Origin of the sequence: Streptococcus oralis (assembly GCF_001578705.1) — a bacterium.
Lineage (GTDB): Bacteria > Bacillota > Bacilli > Lactobacillales > Streptococcaceae > Streptococcus > Streptococcus oralis_J.
In genome coordinates, this window is record NZ_KQ969039.1 from 133,356 (window position 1) to 150,905 (window position 17,550).

Sequence of the window (17,550 nt, forward strand, 5' to 3'; positions counted from 1 at the left end):
ACCCCTATTACTCACAAAGGAGATGAACACGGTCTTGCTCCAGCCGCAGAGGCAAAACCAAGACTGGACATCCAAGAGGAAGAGATTCCGTTCACTACCGTGACACGTGAAAATCCACTCTTGCTCAAAGGGAAGACTCAAGTCGTTACTAAAGGCGCTAACGGCCGTCGCAGTCATTACTACTCTGTGAGCACTAGTGCTGACGGTAAGGAAGTGAAAACTCTTGTAGATAGCCTTGTGACTCAAGAAGCAGTGACCCAAGTTATTGAAGTCGGAACCCTTGTTACCCATGTAGGGGATGAACACGGTCTTGCCCCAGCCGCAGAAGCAAAACCAAGACTGGATATCCAAGAGGAAGAGACTCCGTTCACTACCATAACACGTGAAAATCCGAAATTACCACTCGGACAAACGCAAGTAGTCCTTGCTGGAGTAAATGGTCGCCGTACGATTTTCTACTCTGTCAGCACTACTGCTGACGGCAAGGAAGAAAGAACCCTTGTCAATAGTGCGGTATCGCAGGAAGCGGTCACTCAGGTTGTCGAAGTCGGAACTGCCGTTGAGAAAGCTGAGCAAGCTGAAGCAACTACTAGCAAAGCAGATGAAAAACAACTCCCTGCAACAGGAAGTCAAGACTCTGCAGGCTTGGTCGCAGCAGGACTCATGGCCACGCTAGCAGCCTACGGACTCACTAAGAGAAAAGAGGATTAAACCTCTTCGACAAGAATACAAAAAAGCGAGATTGAATCTCGCTTTTTGTTGTTATGATTAGTCACCAAGTCCGATACGTTCAAAGATATCATCCACTCGTTTAGTGTAGTATGCAGGGTTGAAGATTTCGTCGATTTCCTCTTGAGTCAGGCGTGATGTCACTTCTGGATCTGCTTCAAGAAGTGGTTTAAAGTCTACTTGGTTGTCCCAGGAGTAGGCTGTTTTTGGTTGCACCAAGTCATAGGCTTGCTCACGGGTCATACCTTTCTCAATCAAGGTCAACATAGCACGTTGACTGAAGATAAGACCAAAAGTTGAGTTCATGTTGCGAATCATGTTTTCTGGGAAGACCGTCAAGTTCTTGACGATATTTCCAAAACGGTTGAGCATGTAGTCAATCAAAATAGTCGTATCTGGTGTGATGATACGCTCAGCTGATGAGTGGGAAATGTCACGTTCGTGCCAAAGAGCGACGTTCTCATAGGCTGTCACCATATGACCACGGATAACACGCGCCAGACCTGTCATATTTTCAGAACCGATAGGGTTGCGTTTGTGAGGCATGGCTGAAGACCCTTTTTGCCCTTTGGCAAAGAATTCTTCCACTTCGCGTTGCTCAGATTTTTGTAGACCACGGATCTCAGTCGCCATCCGCTCGATAGAAGTCGCAATGCTGGCAAGAACTGCAAAGTACTCAGCATGAAGGTCACGAGGAAGGACCTGTGTAGAGATTTCTTGAGCACGGATACCAAGTTTGTTGCAGACATACTCCTCTACAAACGGTGGGATGTTGGCAAAGTTTCCAACCGCACCAGAGATTTTACCAGCTTCCACACCAGCAGCCGCATGCTCGAAACGCCCGATATTGCGCTTCATTTCGCTATACCAAGTCGCCAATTTAAGACCAAAGGTTGTAGGTTCAGCGTGCACCCCGTGGGTACGACCCATCATGATGGTGAACTTGTGCTCCTTAGCCTTATCAGCGATGATGTTGGTGAAGTTTTCAAGGTCACGACGGATGATGTCGTTGGCCTGCTTGTAGAGGTAACCGTAAGCCGTATCCACCACGTCGGTAGAGGTCAAACCATAGTGAACCCACTTGCGCTCTTCGCCAAGCGTTTCAGAAACCGCGCGCGTGAAAGCCACCACATCGTGACGAGTCTCCTGCTCAATCTCCAAAATACGGTCGATGTCAAAGTCCGCTTTCTCGCGGATCAAAGCCACATCTTCCTTAGGGATTTCCCCCAACTCAGCCCATGCCTCGTCAGCCAAGATTTCCACCTCAAGCCAAGCACGGTATTTATTTTCTTCACTCCAAATGTTCGCCATCTCAGGGCGAGAGTAACGGTTGATCATTGTTTGTTTTTCCTTTCTATTTCAAAATTAATTCAATCAAAATCTGCTTTTACATTTCTACTTAAAATTTAAAGGCAAGTGACCTCGATGTCCCCTCTATATTATCTTTTTTGAAGCAAGTCAAGTTCAAAATTTGAAAATCTCTATTCCTTCTAATGTTAATATATTCGCTCCACACTTCTAAAGTAACATGCCCATTATCAGGCAATTCCTGAATCGATTCCTCTTGTTCATTACAAATAGTACATATTTGCACAGGGTAAACTAATTCGTCATGCTTAACATACCATTCTGAACTTAAAGCATTTTTATCATTAATGAATTTTACTTGTTCGCTATCAAAAGTAATTTCAACAATACTCCTAGCATCAATAGGTTCTCGTAGAACATTACTAAATTTCACATATTTATCATTATCTACAGTTCTCTGAATATAAAGATTTTTCAAATACATTTTTACTAATATTAATACATTATCAATAAAATCAAAAAATTTTTCCATATCATCAATATTAACAGATTCTGAACACAACCCCGAATGAGCCAAACTATTTCTATTGTTCACTAAACTATCGATATAACCTTCTAAAGCATTTGGATTAGGATTTTTTTCAGAAAATTTTCCAACTGAGCTACTTTCTAAGTTATCTATACAGTTTTGAATCTTAGTATTTAATTTTTGAAACTTTAAAAGTTCTTCCTTTGATGCTTCAGGATAGATTCTTTGAATTAACTCTATCAAAGTATCAAACCAGAGATTATTAGTTGATAAATAATATTCTTTGGTTATCTTTATTTCATTTTCAGTTAAAGATTCTAAATATCTATCTTTGACATAATTTGTAGAACTTAAGATTGTCCTATAGAACATTTTTACGAACTCATCAGTAAAGATTGTATCTGCATATGTTGTTAAGTGATTGAATAATATACTTTTTATGTTACTTTCCCAAACTGTATACAGTGTAATGATAAAATTTTCTTTAAGAATGTTTTCAATAAACCTTTTTTCCGATATCTCCACATTTGATATTATATCATCAAATTTAGCAATATTTTGATAAAAAATATTTTCTTGAACAAAGCTATCCATCTTTCAAAAATTCCCTTTCAAAAATAGAAACTCTTGTCTTTACATTTTTTATTGCTGTGTACTTACCATTAAAATCTACTCTATTAGTTTTCAAAACATCAAACTTCAATTGTTCAAAAGCCCCATCATCAAATTGTTCTAAATTATCTAAATTATTAGATATAAAAAGCATTACACTATCAAAAATCATATTTTCAGCTTTTTTACTTTTTGCGCTCGACATAAATGCTTTCTCTCCAAAAAGTCTCCTTGCAGTTATGACTACTTTTTTGAAAAATTCTTCTAATTCTCCCATTTCAGATTCCGTAAACTCTTTTGATGCTTCCATATATAAATCTAATAGTCTTGAAGTAGAGATGGGAGTAATGTCATTACGAACTGCACTAAAATAGGCAAAAAAACGAAGGACTTTTTCTGAATATTCTAATCTTTCGTCGTATTCAGTTTTTTTCGGATGTGCCCATAATTGTTTAAACACTTCGTCCGATGCTAAACGCTTCAACATTTTATTAAATCGCTCACTATAAAGCGCGTTTCTTACTTCTTGCTTGTTTAATGCTAATCCCCCTGTATTCAGTCTTTCAAAAACAAGTCGTCGCATATTTTGTTTCTCAGATTCATCTTTGGTTGATTCACTCAATAAGATTATTCCGGAAATATATCTTCTTGTTATTGTTTCTTTGACATCCGCGGGTAATTCAGAATATTTTTTCCCATTGTATTCTTGAAAAAATTCAAGTGAATCTAGACAAAATTCATCTTCTAAAAATGAAATAATTGTAGAAATCCTTTGCTTACCATCCATAATTTCGAATTTACCATATTCATACTCAAATAAAAAAATAGGTGGTATAGGAATATTTATAATAAAACTTTCTATTAATTTTGATTTTTTTGATTCTGGCCAGACAACGTTTCTTTGATAATATGGATCCAGCTTATAGTCAGAAGACTGAAAAATCTCTTTGACATTTTTTAGTGGATAACGTGTTTGTTCAGTAACAATTCGAAATTCGATTCTGTCATCAGATTTTGAATCCAGTAAATCTTTAATACGTTGCTTTGTTAAAAGTTCCTCTATAGACATTTTCTCTCCATTCTTTAAACTTTATCGTATTTAAAACTCCTCAACCTCATCCGGCACATCGCTAAACAAAGTCACATGCCCCATCTTGCGGTTGTGCTTCGCTTCTATTTTACCATACATGTGAAGGTGGGCGCTTGGATTTTCTGCGACATACTTTTCAGCGGCCTCGACATGCTGCCCGAGTACGTTGAGCATGACGGTTGGTGCATGCAGGTGGATATCTGGCAATGATGCTCCAAGGACGCCCATAATATGGGTGTCAAACTGCGAGAAGTCGCAAGCTTCGATAGAGTAGTGCCCAGAGTTGTGGGGACGTGGCGCAATCTCATTGACAATGATGTCATCAGCAGTCGCAAACATTTCCACGCAAAGAGTTCCAGACAAGTTGAGTTGTTCTGCAATTCGCACTGCCATGGTTTTGGCTTTTTCAGCTAGACTATCAGAAATACGAGCTGGCACAATGGTCTTAGACAGTATGTTGTTACGGTGAATATTTTCCTGAACTGGGAAAACCGTCACATCCTTGCCATTTCCTGACACGATGACAGAAATCTCAAGGTCGAAGTTGACAAATTCTTCCAAGACGCAGTCTGCAGAGTCGGCTAGTGCACGGGCTTCTTCCAAGTCTGCTTCTGAGCGAATGACCTTTTGCCCATGCCCATCGTAGCCACCAGTCGCCGTCTTGAGGACATAGTTTTTGGCCAGGTCAATCTCCGCCAAGTCTTGGCTAGAATTCACAACCTTGTATGGAGCCACCGTTACTTGGGCCTTCTTGGAAAGGAAGTCCTTTTCAAAGATACGATTTTGAGAAATGCGGAGCAGGTCAGTTCCTTGAGGAAGTTGTCCATCCCTGATGACAGCATCCAAACCGTCAGCATCAACATTTTCAAACTCATAGGTGAGGACATCGCAACGCTCAGCTAGCTGACGGAGGGCATCCACATCGTTATAAGGAGCCACGATGATTTCCGCCACACGAGAGGCCGGGCAATCCGCCGCAGGATCCAGCGCGATAACCTTGTGCCCCATGTAGATAGCAGAAATGGCCATCATCTGTCCCAGCTGACCACCACCGATAATTCCGATTGTTTTAGATGAGCTCATTTGTAGACTCCTCTGCGATTTTTCCTTGTTCTTCTGCGAAATCAGCCAACGCTGTCGCGATAGCCTGATCCTCTACTGACAGGAGACGGAGGGCAAAGAGGGCAGCATTAGTCGCACCTGCTTCACCGATAGCCATTGTCGCCACAGGCACGCCACCCGGCATCTGTACGATAGAGTAGAGTGAGTCCACGCCACTAAGCGCACGCGATTTGACAGGCACCCCGATGACAGGAAGGGTTGTTTTAGCTGCGACCATGCCTGGCAAGTGAGCTGCGCCACCCGCACCTGCGATAATGACCTTGATACCGCGACTACGAGCTTCCTCCGCATGTCTGAACATGAGGTCTGGAGTACGGTGGGCAGAGACAACTTTCTTTTCGTAGGATACACCGAAGCGGTCTAGAACTTCTGCTGTTTTTTGCATGGTCGTCCAGTCGGATTTGGAGCCCATGATAATGGAAATTACTGGTTTAATCATATTTTTTCCTTTTTTCTTCTTTTTGATAATGGTCTTAGGTGGTGGGGACGGAAGCAAACCTTCGGTTTCATTCCTAAAATTTGAGCCTAAGGTCTCAAATTTTCCCTAGACCAGAACAGAAATTGTTCTGGTCTTTTCACCACGGCGACCATTATCGTGTTTGGCGACTGCGTCGCCTTTTCTTATATCTTTATCGAATGGCCTTGCTTCCGATATCGGTTCGGTAAAAGAGTCCTTCTGTGTTTTGTTGGGCGAGTTCTTGGTAGATGGTTTCTTGGGCTTCTTTGACGGTGTCTGCTGTGGTGACGAGCATATAGACACGTCCGCCGTTTGATAGCAGTGCTCTGCTATTTTCCGCAAACTTAGCTCCTGCATAGTAGGTGATGATGTCGCCATCGGTTTTGGCTGGCAACTTGACACCTTTTTCATAGTCTAGCGGGTAGCCCTTGGATGCGACAACCACACCCAGAGTCACACCCTTGTCCGTCCACGTGATGTTTGGCTCCTTGCCATTGAGAATATCCGTGATATTTTGTGCAAAGTCAGATGTCAGGCGGGGCAGGATAATCTGAGTTTCGGGATCTCCGAAGCGAGCGTTAAACTCGATAACCTTCGGACCGTCAGCAGTCAAAATAAGCCCTGCGTAAAGGATACCAAGATACGGACGACCTTCTTTGATCATCCCTTCAAGGACTGGCTTGACAATGGTGTCAACCGCCGTATCAACAACGCTCTGTGGCAAGTGAGGAACTGGCGCATAGGCACCCATCCCACCAGTGTTAGGTCCCTTGTCGCCATCGTAAGCACGTTTGTGGTCCTGAGCCGTTGGCATGATGTAGAACTTGTCCCCATTGACAAAGGCAAAGAGAGAGAACTCTTCCCCGTCAAGGAATTCCTCGATGACCACACGCGCGCCTGAGTCACCAAATTTATTGTCCAAAAGCATCTCATGGGCTGCTTCGATTGCTTGCTCAACCGTCTCCGCAACGACGACACCTTTCCCGAGCGCCAATCCATCCGCCTTAACAACGATTGGAGCGCCTTTCTCTTCGATATAAGCCTTAGCTGCCTCGAAATCTGAAAATGTGCCATAGGCTGCTGTCGGAACGTCGTATTTGACCATGATTTCCTTAGCAAAATCCTTGGACCACTCCAGCTCAGCAGCAGCCCTAGTCGGACCAAAAGCCTTGAGGCCTGATGCATTGAAATCATCCACTATTCCAGCGGCAAGAGCATCATCCGGCCCAATGAAGGTCCAAGCGATATCGTTGACCTTTGCAAATTCAATTAACTTAGAATGTTCGGAAATAGAGATATTTACTAACCCCAGCCCATCCAGAGCCATCCCGTCATTTCCAGGAGCTACAAAGACCTTTTCAACGTCTTTTGATTCAAGCAACTTCTTAGCAATCGCATGTTCACGACCACCCGAGCCGACAACTAACAGCTTCATCTTACAACCTCTTTTGCGAATTATTTACTAATATTATAACACAAACGTTCGTTTTAATCTTGTTTTGCTCCGCGTTTTTTCGCAAAAAAGGAAAGAAACTGTTTTCTTCCCTTTTGTTTTTTAATGCCTAAAGTGTCTCACGCCTGTGAAGACCATAGTCAAGCCATATTTGTCCGCTGCTTCGATGGACTCTTGGTCACGGACTGAGCCACCCGGCTGGATGATGGCCTTGATACCGGCTTTGGCGATTTCTTCCACGTTATCCGCAAATGGGAAGAAAGCATCTGAAGCAAGAACAGCGCCGTCAAGGCGGTCTTTGGCTTGTTCAATGGCGATGCGAACAGAAGCCACACGATTGGTTTGACCCGGGCCAACGCCAAGTGTCATGTGGTCGTTGGTTATGATGATTCCGTTTGATTTGACGTACTTGATGGCTTTCCAAGCGAACTCAAGGGCAGTCGCTTCTGTCTCGGTTGGCTGGCGTTTGGTCACCACTTGCCAGTCAACTGGGCTTTCCTTGACCACGTCTTGGTTTTGCACAAGAAGTCCACCAACCACGCCTGTGTATTCTGCCTCTACTTCACTAGCCTCTTGAGCATCAAATGGCAAGGCAAGGATACGCAAGTTTTTCTTTTTGTTGGTCAAAATGGCTAGCGCTTCATCCGTATAGCTCGGTGCGATAATGATCTCGAGGAAAACGCCGTGCATCTTCTCAGCGGTCGCAGCATCCACCTCACGGTTAAGGACGACAATTCCACCAAAGATAGACACTGGGTCAGACTCGTAAGCATAGTCCCAAGCAGTTTCGATGTCATCTGCCTGACCAATTCCACATGGATTCATGTGTTTCAAAGCTACAACGGTTGGACGATCTTTGAAATCACGGATAATACGAATCGCCGCATCAGCGTCACGAATGTTATTGAAGGACAATTCTTTACCGTTGAGCTGTTTCGCTGATGCAATTGAGTAGTCTGTCGGCAAAGCTTTTTGGTAGAAATCTGCATCCTGTTGAGGATTTTCCCCATAGCGCATGGCCTGCTTGAGGTCATAAGTCAAGGTGAGTTTTTCTGGTTTGCTTTCGCCCACTTGAGCAGTGAAGTATTCTGCAATCAAGGCATCATAAGCTGCTGTGTGACGGAAAACCTTGGCAGCCAAACGTTGACGCATTTCGTAAGTCGTTTCACCATTGGCTGACAACTCGTCCAAAACCACTGCGTAGTCAGCAGGGTCTACAACAACTGTTACGCTAGCGTGGTTTTTAGCTGCTGAACGAAGCATTGATGGCCCACCGATATCGATATTTTCAACTGCGTCAGCGTACGTCACGTCTGGTTTGAGGATTGTTTCCTTGAAAGGATAGAGGTTGACCACTACAAGGTCGATAAGCTCGATCTTATTGTCCTTAGCCGCCTCAAGGTGGCTATCCAAGTCACGACGAGCGAGGAGCCCACCATGGATATTCGGGTGAAGGGTCTTGACGCGACCGTCCATCATCTCTGGGAAGCCCGTCACATCATCGATCGCAATGGTCTCAACTCCAGCATTATCAAGAGCAACCTTTGTCCCACCTGTCGAGATAATATCCCAACCCAGTCTTTTAAGTTCTTGGGCAAATTCAACAATGCCCGCTTTGTCTGAGACGCTGATTAAGGCGCGTTTAGTCATGTTATTTCCTTTCATTGTATCAAGAGGTGCTTTCACATCATTTAAACTAAAGACTGGCGATCATAGTCTGTAACCTGATTCCCAAGTTCTTTTAACAGTTTTCTGACCTCAAGCTTACTAGTTTCACTTTCGTACACACTTCGCAGTTCGGCATCTGTCGCACCAATTAAGGTTACAAATTCCACTTTTCCATGCGGAGTATCTAGAGACTTAGCTAAATCATCAGTAGCAGTCAAGAACCCTGTCAGACTAGATTTCTGTTGGGCATCAATTCCTACCGTTTGCTTGGTATAAATGTATTCTTCTGGCAAAACCACTTTACCTGTTTGAAAAATATATCTTGCTACATACTGCAACAAGCCACAGCCATTTTTAATTTCTTCTTCGTCGTCACTATTCGATTTCTTTAACTTAAAGGTTAATTCAATCCCATAACCACTGTATTCAGGGTCCGAGCTTTCTTTTGTGTATAACTCCGACAAACCATAGCCAACAAAATGCCAAAAATCTCCCGCATCATAAACACTGATGCCATCAAGCGGATCTGGACCACCAAACATATATTTGACAAGCGTTCCATAATGCCGAGGATTGGGCTGATCAGGATAAAGACGATCAAATTCTGCATCGATGGCTTCCCATCCTGGAGCGCTATCATCTGTATTTTCAGATTTGATAACAATCTTTCCCTCATCTTTAGTCGACGTCTCTTCGCTAGAAGGTTTTTTCTTAAAAAAATCAAACAAACCCATAAATTTCTCCTTAGCAGATGACTTTTAATCCTTGCCACAAAATCATCTATGACTTCCTTCTTATTTTCGTGCAACTCCCAAGCTATCCAGCACTTCTGGATACAACTTGTACTCCGCTTCATGAATGCGAGCTTCAAAGCTTTCGATAGTATCATCAGCTAGACGTGGCACACGGACTTGTTTGATGACCTTGCCTGTATCCACACCCGAGTCCACCCAGTGAATGGTGACGCCACTCTCAGCAACCCCAGCATTCCAAGCATCCTCAATCCCATGAGCTCCTGGAAATTCGGGCAGGTAGGCTGGATGAATGTTGATAATTCGGCCCTCATAAGCTGACAATAAAGTTGGCCCAACGATTTTCATATAGCCCGCCAAACAAACCAAGTCAATCTGGTGCTCTTCCAAGAGTTCGACAAGAGCTGCTTCGTAGTCTGCCTTGTTCTCAAACTCCTTGAGTTCAAAAGCATAAGACAGGACTCCGAGCTTTTCTGCCCGCTCTAGCACATAGGCGTCACGATGGTCTGAAAAGACAAACTCTACCGGAAACTCTTCGGCAATCACCTGAAAATTTGAGCCATTACCTGAGGCAAAAACCGCTATTTTTTTCATTTGATGATGACACTTTCGTTTTCTTTCTTGACGATGCGACCAATTTCATAGACTGGTTCATCCAGCAATTCCTTGACACGACCTACATTTTCAGGGCTAACTGCCAGCATGAGTCCCACACCCATATTGAAGATTTCAAACATTTCTTCATGCTTGATTTCACCGTATTTTTCAAGAGCCTTGAAAATCGGAAGCACTGGAACCTTGTCTTCTTCAATTTCAGCAGCTAGGTCATCGGCAAACATACGAGGGACATTTTCGATAAAGCCACCACCTGTGATGTGGGCAATACCGTTGACCAACTCTTCTTTGATGAGCGGTAAGACAGCCTTGACATAGATACGAGTTGGCTCAAGAAGGACTTCTTTGAGTTTCTTGCCTCCCAATTCTTGCAAGACTTCCTCACCTGTATAGTCCGCAAAGACACGACGCACGAGTGAGTAACCATTTGAGTGAATCCCACTTGAAGCAAGCCCGAGAAGAACATCGCCTTCTGCCACCTTTGAGCCGTCAATGATTTGAGATTTTTCAGCCACACCGACTGCAAAACCAGCCAAGTCGTAGTCATCTTCACCATACATACCAGGCATTTCAGCCGTTTCCCCACCGATGAGGGCAGCGCCTGCCTGCACACAGCCTTCTGCTACACCAGCAACGACTTGTTCTAGTTTAGCTGGTTCATTCTTCCCTGTCGCGACGTAGTCAAGGAAGTAAAGAGGCTCCGCACCTGCAGCGATGATGTCATTGACACACATGGCCACACAGTCCTGTCCGATGGTATCGTGCTTGTCATACTTGATAGCCAACATGAGCTTGGTTCCGACACCGTCAGTCCCTGAGATCAAGACCGGCTCTTTGACACCTGTTTTTGAAAGGTCAAACATGCCACCGAAACCACCTAGAGCTCCCATAACACCTGCGCGTTCTGTACGAGCCACGTGCTTTTTGATCCGTTCAACAACTTCATAACCCGCTTCAACATCCACACCAGATTGCGCATAAGCATTTTTATTTGTCATCTTTGTCTCCTCTTCCTTTCCTTTAATGGGGAGTCTTTATCCGTCTATTTGTAAAAACTGGTCTTTTCTTCCAAACTTCTTTGATAGTCTTCCTCATAGTCGTAGAGAGGAGTTGGGTAGTCGCCGTCAAAGTAAGCGACACAAAGACCACCGTTTGGCGCATCTGTTTCAATCCCGATAGAATCAATCAAGCCATCAATCGAAAGATAGGTCAGACTATCCGCACCAATGATTTGGCGAGTTTCCTCGACCGTATGATTGGCCGCAATCAGCTCCTGACGCGTCTGGATATCAATCCCGTAAAAACATGGATAAGCTAGCGCAGGACTTCCAATAGCAACGTGAACCTCGGACGCACCTGCTTCTTTCAAAAGCTGAACGATACGGCGGGAGGTTGTCCCGCGGACAATGGAATCATCCACCATCACCACACGTTTTCCTTTGACAACACCTGAAACAGCAGACAGTTTCATCCGCACCCCTTGCTCCCGCAATTCTTGAGTCGGTTGGATAAAGGTGCGTTGCGTGTATTGATTCTTGATAAGACCCATTTCATTTGGCAGACCAGATTCTTCTGCAAATCCCATAGCTGCGCTGAGTGAGGAATTTGGCACACCGACCACAATATCCGCTTCGTGCTTGAACTCACGCGCCAATTGAGCCCCCATACGTTTGCGAGCTGTATGGACATTGACACCGTGGATATTAGAATCAGGGCGAGCAAAATAGATATACTCCATAGAGCAAATCGCCAACTGTGTATCATCTGTATAGCTATCATACTGGATGCCCTTATCATCAATGATCACAATCTCTCCAGGCTTCAAATCTCGAATCCACTCAGCACCGATGACTTCAAAGGCACAGGTTTCAGACGAAACGACCACCGCTCCGTTTGCCATTTTTCCGATAGAAAGCGGCCGGAAGCCATTAGGATCAAGCGCCGCAATCAACTTGTCCTCAAACAGCAAGATATAAGCAAAGCCACCTTTGACAAGACTGAGCGCCTCCTTTATTTTGCCCATCAAGTTCGGATTGTGACTCCGACGAATGAGGTGGGCCAAGATTTCCGAGTCCGAAGTTGAACTGAAAATAGCTCCTCTTTGTTCCAATTCTTTCTTGAGTGATTCGGCATTGGTCAAGTTTCCGTTGTGAGCAAGTCCAAACTGCATATCATGAAAGCGAAATAGGAAGGGCTGGATGTTGTCAACAGAAGCTTCACCAGCAGTCGCGTAACGCACATGCCCAATCGCGCTCGTTCCAGTCAGTTTATCCAAATTAGCTGGATTTCTGAACACTTCTGATAAAAGCCCCATATCACGATGGCGCTTTAGTTGCCCTTGGTCATTGGAGAGGATTCCTGCCCCCTCCTGACCACGGTGCTGAAGACTGTGGAGCCCAAAATAGGTCATTTTAGCAGCATCTGGATGTCCCCAGATACCGAAAACACCACATTCTTCATTAAGAGATTTTACTTCGTATGTCATTTTTTATACCTAATTTTTATTTGTGTAGCACCAAGAGCTAGATCTACATGGCTTTTACATTACAGATATTGTCTATCGGAAAAACCGCAAATCTTATTTTCCAGTAAAGTATTTAACCGCCGATGCGAACAGGTGCTGGTCCTTATTTCCTGGGATATTTTGGAAAAGACCGTCTTCATAACGTTCTGAGTGTCCCATCTTACCGATGATTTGGCCGTTCTTGCTAGTAATTCCTTCGATGGCATTTACAGAACCATTTGGATTGTACTTAGAATCCATACTTGGTTTGCCGTCAAAGTCAACGTATTGACTAAAGATTTGACCATTTTCACGGAGCTCCGCAAATTCCTCAGCCGTCACAACAAATTTCCCTTCACCGTGTGATACTGGAATGGCGTGGATATCGCCCACTTGCACACCAGCCAACCATGGTGAGTTGGTATTGGCAATTCGCGTTTCCACCATCTTAGCTACGTGCTGGTTGGCATCATTGTAGAAGAGGGTTGGACTAGTGCTGCTTGCATCCTCAAAGTTCCCGTATGGAAGAAGACCTGATTTGACCAAGGCCTGGAATCCATTACAGATACCGATAATCAAGCCTCCACGAGCGATAAAGCCATCAATGGCCGCACGTACTTTTTCATTAAGCAGGATATTGACGATGAATTTAGCTGATCCATCTGGCTCATCCGCAGCCGAGAATCCACCTGCAAAGAAGAGAATGTTTGCCTTGCCGATATTGTCAACCATAGTTTCAACTGACTTGACAATGGCTTCTCCATTCAAGGTCACGAATGGCACCAAGTTGACTTCTGCACCTTCTTTTTCAAAAGCTTTTGCTGAATCATATTCTGAGTTTGTTCCTGGGAAGACTGGGATGTAAACCACAGGTTTTTCAATGGTTTCCTTGGCTTTGATGACTGCGTCAGAAGCGACAGCTGGCACTTCTGCCAGTTCTTTAGCTTGAGCAAATTCAGTAGGGTAAACTTCTTCCAATTTTCCTTGAAAGGCACTGTCAAGTTTCTGTCCATCTAGCTTCACACTGTTGACAAGGAGTGTAAAGTCTGCTTTCGTTTGTCCAATCTTCTCTACTCCAGCGATTTCTTCAGGAGATGTGAAGACAAATCCGCCTAATTGAGCTGTCAAGGCTGTTTCAAGTTCAGGCAAGGTCACCTCTGCACCGATATGATTTCCAAAGGTAGCAAGTGCCAAGCTTTCAAGGACACCTCCGTATTTAACAGCTGATGCAGATGTTACTTTGTGTCCAGCTTGGATGGCTTCAAATTGAGCAAAGTTAGACTTAATCAAGTCAAAATCAATCTCTGCAGAGAGGGCTTGACCTGGGATGTAGTAGATGTTTTCACCAGCAGCTTTAAATTCTGGAGAAAGGGCCTTACGGCTATCTGCCGTCGTCACCCCAAAGGCAACCAAGGTTGGTGGTACGGTCAATTCTTCAAAAGTACCAGACATGGAGTCCTTACCACCGATAGATGGCAAGCCAAGCTGGATTTGTGCTTCGATAGAACCTAGAAGCGCTGCTACTGGCTGACCAAAACGCTCTGCTTTCTTGTCCATGCGCTCGAAATATTCTTGGTATGAGAAACGAGCCTTGGACCAGTTTGCACCAGCAGCCACCAAACGAGCAGTCGCTTCGATAACCGCATAAGCAGCACCATGGTATGGAGACCATTCTGCCACATAAGGGTTAAATCCTTGCGACATGACTGACGCAGTATGAGTCACACCGTGTTGAACTGGTAATTTCTGCACAGAAGCCTCAGTTGGTGTGAGTTGGTAGCGACCGCCAAGTGGATGGTTGACCGTTGAACGACCGACCGAACAATCAAAGATAGTTTGCAAGCCTTTTTGACTTGCATGGTTAAGATCAGACAGAACTGAAAGGGTATCTGCTTCAAGGGTTTCAACACTTGTCTTGCGCTCTTCTGGAAGCTTGACATCCTTGTCCACAACCTTGGCATCGACAACGACACGCACACCATTGGTATCAAGGAAACGGCGTTCCAAGTCGACAATCGTTTCACCATTCCAGTTCATGACTAGATTTGGTTTTTCAGTCACTGTCGCAACCACAACAGCATCAATATTTTCTTTATTACATTCTGCAACGAAGGCATCTACGTCCTCAGGACGAACCACAACCGCCATCCGTTCTTGTGATTCAGAGATGGCAATTTCTGTACCATTCAAGCCTTGGTATTTAAGAGGAACCTTGTTGAGGTCGATTTCAAGACCGTCTGCCAATTCACCGATGGCTACACAGACACCACCAGCACCAAAGTCATTGGATTTCTTAATAAGACGAGTGACATCGCCATTACGGAAAAGACGTTGAATCTTGCGCTCTTCGATGGCATTTCCTTTTTGAACTTCAGCACCAGCTGTTTCAACCGATTCAACTGTTTGAACCTTAGAAGACCCTGTCGCACCACCGACACCATCACGCCCAGTCTTACCTCCAAGGAGGATAATCACATCGCCCGCTTCAGGTTTTTCACGGACAACGTTGCCCTTGGGAGCAGCACCAACAACGGCTCCAAGCTCCATGCGTTTGGCTACAAAGCCTGGGTGGAAGTACTCACGAACGTAGGTCGTCGCAAGACCAATCTGATTCCCGTAAGAAGAATAACCATGAGCCGCTGTTTTAGAAATGACTTGTTGTGGCAATTTACCAGCACGCGTTTCCGAAATCGGCGCTGTAATGTCACCTGCACCAGAGATACGCATGGCTTGGTAAACGTAGGAACGGCCTGACAACGGGTCACGAATAGCACCACCGATACAGGTTGCAGCCCCACCAAATGGCTCAATTTCCGTTGGGTGGTTGTGGGTTTCGTTCTTGAACATGAGAAGCCATGGTTCTTTCACACCATTGACATCCACCTCGATTTCAACTGAGCAAGCATTGATTTCATCAGACACTTCCATATCGTCCAAACGACCATTAGCACGCTCATAACGACCAAAAATAGTGGCCATATCCATCAAGGTTTGTGGTTTCTCCGAACGTCCCAACTCATCACGCATGGCAATATACTTTTCATAAGTCGCCTGCAACTGCTTTTGGAATTTAGAAGCTGAGAAATCAATCTGTTTCAACTCTGTCTCAAAAGTCGTGTGACGGCAGTGGTCAGACCAGTAAGTGTCCAAAACCTTAAGCTCTGTTTCCGTCGGCACGCGCCCGATTGACTTGAAATAGTCTTGGATAAAGAGCAAATCGTCCACTTCCATAGCCATCCCTTGCTCTGCCTTGTAGCGGGCAAAGTCTTCTGCCGTATAGCTTTCAAAGAAAGTCAATTTAGGAATGGTCTTGTCTGACTCTGAAAATTCCTGCTTGGCAATTCCTGTCGTGATGTCCTTGAAACGAGAATCCACTGGATTGAGCAGGTAGTTCTTGACCGCTTTCAACTCAGTCGCATCAATATCTTTATTAACCAAGTACAATTGTGCTGTATTAACCGTTACATCACTTGAGCTACCAAGCAACAGTAAAGCTTCCTGTGAAGAAGCTGCACGCTGGTCAAACTGCCCTGGCAGGCTTTCAATGGCAAAGAAAGCATAATTGGCAAGTTCCGCTTGCACAGTCGCTTCGTCCAAGACATGGTCTGTCACCTGCTCAGAAAAGATGTGTTTCTCTGCGGGTGCAAACAAATCCTCAGCCAAGTCAAAGACATCATAAACTTGCACAATGCGAATACTTTTCAAGGTTGAAAGTCCCAAGTTGTGCTGGAGTTCTCTTACCAAACTCTCTGACTTGACCTGAAAATCAGCCTTTTTTTCAACAAAAATACGTTTATCCATCAATTCTTATTCCTTTATTTCAGTTCTTGCAATGTTCCCAAATAACCTTGAAGGTGTTATTTTAAACCTTGCAACTTTTCCCAGACAATCTCGTAAACATCAGTCAATTCACCCAAGCCACGACGGAAAACATCCTTGTCCATGTGGTTGCCATCCGCATCCCACAAACGGCAGTTATCTGGTGAAAATTCGTCTGCCAAGATAATCTTGCCATCCTTATCAAAACCGAACTCTAGCTTAAAGTCAATCAACTTAAGCCCAATCTCAGCAAACCAGGTTTTCAAAAGTTCATTGATACGACGCGTTTCTTCCTTCAAGTAGGCAATCTGCTGATCATCCGCAATTTTAAGGAATTTCACATGCTCGTCATTGATAAAGGGATCATCCAAATCATCATTTTTATAGTAAAATTCGACAATTGGAGTCTCAAATGCGATACCTTCTTCTACGCCAAAACGTTTTGAAAAGGAACCAGCCGTGTAGTTGCGGAGCACAACTTCCAAAGGAATAATCTCAACCTTTTTATTGAGCTGTTCCGTGTCCGAAAGTTTCTCCACAAAGTGAGTCGCTACACCAGCAGCATTTAACTTCTCAAAAATAAAAGATGAAATCTGATTATTTAACACTCCCTTGCCCGCAATCTGCTCCTTCTTGACACCATTGAAGGCAGTTGCCTGGTCCTTGTAAGTTGAAATAATGAGATTTTCATCCTCAGTTGTATAGATATCCTTGGCTTTTCCCGAATAGATCAGTTTTTTTGACATTTTAAAGTTCGCCTTTCGTATTTCTTTACTTCATTCTACTACAAAATAACGGAAATAGCAAGAATTTGCGAACGACGTCGGAGTTAGCTCTTTTAAATATTAAGAAAAACTGTAAAATCAAAACATTTTACAGTTTTAAAAGTATAA

General features: G+C 44.1%; 14 protein-coding genes. 1 reads left to right on the top strand and 13 read right to left on the bottom strand.

Annotated features, from left to right (window positions below; genetic code table 11):
- The coding region (locus SORDD05_RS10290) for a G5 domain-containing protein (protein ID WP_231077332.1) at positions 1 to 711 on the top strand (711 nt) is incomplete at its 5' end.
- Between the two features lie 57 nt (positions 712 to 768).
- On the opposite strand, the gene purB is transcribed toward SORDD05_RS10290, so the two are convergent.
- The 13 genes from purB to purC form a co-directional block, all read right to left on the bottom strand.
- A complete protein-coding gene (gene purB / locus SORDD05_RS08715) occupies positions 769 to 2,067 on the bottom strand; it encodes an adenylosuccinate lyase (protein ID WP_061419091.1) in 1,299 nt (432 codons plus the stop codon).
- Between the two features lie 61 nt (positions 2,068 to 2,128).
- Positions 2,129 to 3,160 carry a HEPN domain-containing protein gene (locus SORDD05_RS08720; RefSeq protein ID WP_061419094.1) on the bottom strand — a complete coding sequence of 344 codons (1,032 nt, stop codon included), beginning with the start codon at positions 3,158 to 3,160 and terminating at the stop codon, positions 2,129 to 2,131.
- Positions 3,153 to 4,247 carry a DUF262 domain-containing protein gene (locus SORDD05_RS08725; protein WP_061419098.1) on the bottom strand — a complete coding sequence of 365 codons (1,095 nt, stop codon included), beginning with the start codon at positions 4,245 to 4,247 and terminating at the stop codon, positions 3,153 to 3,155. The genes SORDD05_RS08720 and SORDD05_RS08725 overlap by 8 nt, the downstream gene beginning before the upstream one ends.
- A 30-nt stretch (positions 4,248 to 4,277) precedes the next feature.
- Positions 4,278 to 5,351 carry a 5-(carboxyamino)imidazole ribonucleotide synthase gene (purK, locus tag SORDD05_RS08730; protein WP_061419101.1) on the bottom strand — a complete coding sequence of 358 codons (1,074 nt, stop codon included), beginning with the start codon at positions 5,349 to 5,351 and terminating at the stop codon, positions 4,278 to 4,280.
- Entirely contained in the window at positions 5,338 to 5,826 is a 489-nt protein-coding gene (gene purE, locus SORDD05_RS08735) for a 5-(carboxyamino)imidazole ribonucleotide mutase (protein ID WP_061419190.1), read from the bottom strand. Before purE ends, purK begins: the two co-directional genes overlap by 14 nt.
- 193 nt (positions 5,827 to 6,019) lie before the next feature.
- Complete coding sequence (purD, locus tag SORDD05_RS08740; RefSeq protein WP_061419104.1) at positions 6,020 to 7,282, bottom strand: phosphoribosylamine--glycine ligase; 1,263 nt, start codon at positions 7,280 to 7,282, stop codon at positions 6,020 to 6,022.
- 120 nt (positions 7,283 to 7,402) lie between these two features.
- Positions 7,403 to 8,950, bottom strand: coding sequence for a bifunctional phosphoribosylaminoimidazolecarboxamide formyltransferase/IMP cyclohydrolase (purH, locus tag SORDD05_RS08745; protein ID WP_061419107.1), 1,548 nt, complete (start codon positions 8,948 to 8,950; stop codon positions 7,403 to 7,405).
- Positions 8,951 to 8,991: 41 nt separating this feature from the next.
- A complete protein-coding gene (locus tag SORDD05_RS08750; protein WP_061419110.1) occupies positions 8,992 to 9,702 on the bottom strand; it encodes a suppressor of fused domain protein in 711 nt (236 codons plus the stop codon).
- 60 nt (positions 9,703 to 9,762) lie between these two features.
- The gene (gene purN, locus SORDD05_RS08755; RefSeq protein WP_061419113.1) at positions 9,763 to 10,314 is read right to left on the bottom strand and encodes a phosphoribosylglycinamide formyltransferase; all 552 of its coding nucleotides are present in this window, start codon (positions 10,312 to 10,314) and stop codon (positions 9,763 to 9,765) included.
- Complete coding sequence (gene purM, locus SORDD05_RS08760) at positions 10,311 to 11,333, bottom strand: phosphoribosylformylglycinamidine cyclo-ligase (RefSeq protein WP_061419116.1); 1,023 nt, start codon at positions 11,331 to 11,333, stop codon at positions 10,311 to 10,313. Before purM ends, purN begins: the two co-directional genes overlap by 4 nt.
- 44 nt (positions 11,334 to 11,377) lie before the next feature.
- Positions 11,378 to 12,820, bottom strand: a complete 1,443-nt coding sequence (gene purF / locus SORDD05_RS08765) for an amidophosphoribosyltransferase (RefSeq protein ID WP_061419119.1) — start codon at positions 12,818 to 12,820, stop codon at positions 11,378 to 11,380.
- A gap of 93 nt (positions 12,821 to 12,913) precedes the next feature.
- Positions 12,914 to 16,639 carry a phosphoribosylformylglycinamidine synthase gene (locus SORDD05_RS08770; RefSeq protein WP_061419122.1) on the bottom strand — a complete coding sequence of 1,242 codons (3,726 nt, stop codon included), beginning with the start codon at positions 16,637 to 16,639 and terminating at the stop codon, positions 12,914 to 12,916.
- 56 nt (positions 16,640 to 16,695) lie between these two features.
- Entirely contained in the window at positions 16,696 to 17,403 is a 708-nt protein-coding gene (gene purC / locus SORDD05_RS08775) for a phosphoribosylaminoimidazolesuccinocarboxamide synthase (protein ID WP_061419125.1), read from the bottom strand.
- Between the last annotated feature and the right edge of the window lie 147 nt (positions 17,404 to 17,550).

Excerpts from the sequence above, each read along its gene's own strand:
- purB (WP_061419091.1), bottom strand. The coding sequence starts at position 2,067 with ATGATCAACCGTTACTCTCGCCCTGAGATGGCGAACATTTGGAGTGAA.
- SORDD05_RS08720 (WP_061419094.1), bottom strand. The coding sequence starts at position 3,160 with ATGGATAGCTTTGTTCAAGAAAATATTTTTTATCAAAATATTGCTAAA.
- SORDD05_RS08725 (WP_061419098.1), bottom strand. The coding sequence starts at position 4,247 with ATGTCTATAGAGGAACTTTTAACAAAGCAACGTATTAAAGATTTACTG.
- purK (WP_061419101.1), bottom strand. The coding sequence starts at position 5,351 with ATGAGCTCATCTAAAACAATCGGAATTATCGGTGGTGGTCAGCTGGGA.
- purD (WP_061419104.1), bottom strand. The coding sequence starts at position 7,282 with ATGAAGCTGTTAGTTGTCGGCTCGGGTGGTCGTGAACATGCGATTGCT.
- purH (WP_061419107.1), bottom strand. The coding sequence starts at position 8,950 with ATGACTAAACGCGCCTTAATCAGCGTCTCAGACAAAGCGGGCATTGTT.
- SORDD05_RS08750 (WP_061419110.1), bottom strand. The coding sequence starts at position 9,702 with ATGGGTTTGTTTGATTTTTTTAAGAAAAAACCTTCTAGCGAAGAGACG.
- purN (WP_061419113.1), bottom strand. The coding sequence starts at position 10,314 with ATGAAAAAAATAGCGGTTTTTGCCTCAGGTAATGGCTCAAATTTTCAG.
- purM (WP_061419116.1), bottom strand. The coding sequence starts at position 11,333 with ATGACAAATAAAAATGCTTATGCGCAATCTGGTGTGGATGTTGAAGCG.
- purF (WP_061419119.1), bottom strand. The coding sequence starts at position 12,820 with ATGACATACGAAGTAAAATCTCTTAATGAAGAATGTGGTGTTTTCGGT.
- SORDD05_RS08770 (WP_061419122.1), bottom strand. The coding sequence starts at position 16,639 with ATGGATAAACGTATTTTTGTTGAAAAAAAGGCTGATTTTCAGGTCAAG.
- purC (WP_061419125.1), bottom strand. The coding sequence starts at position 17,403 with ATGTCAAAAAAACTGATCTATTCGGGAAAAGCCAAGGATATCTATACA.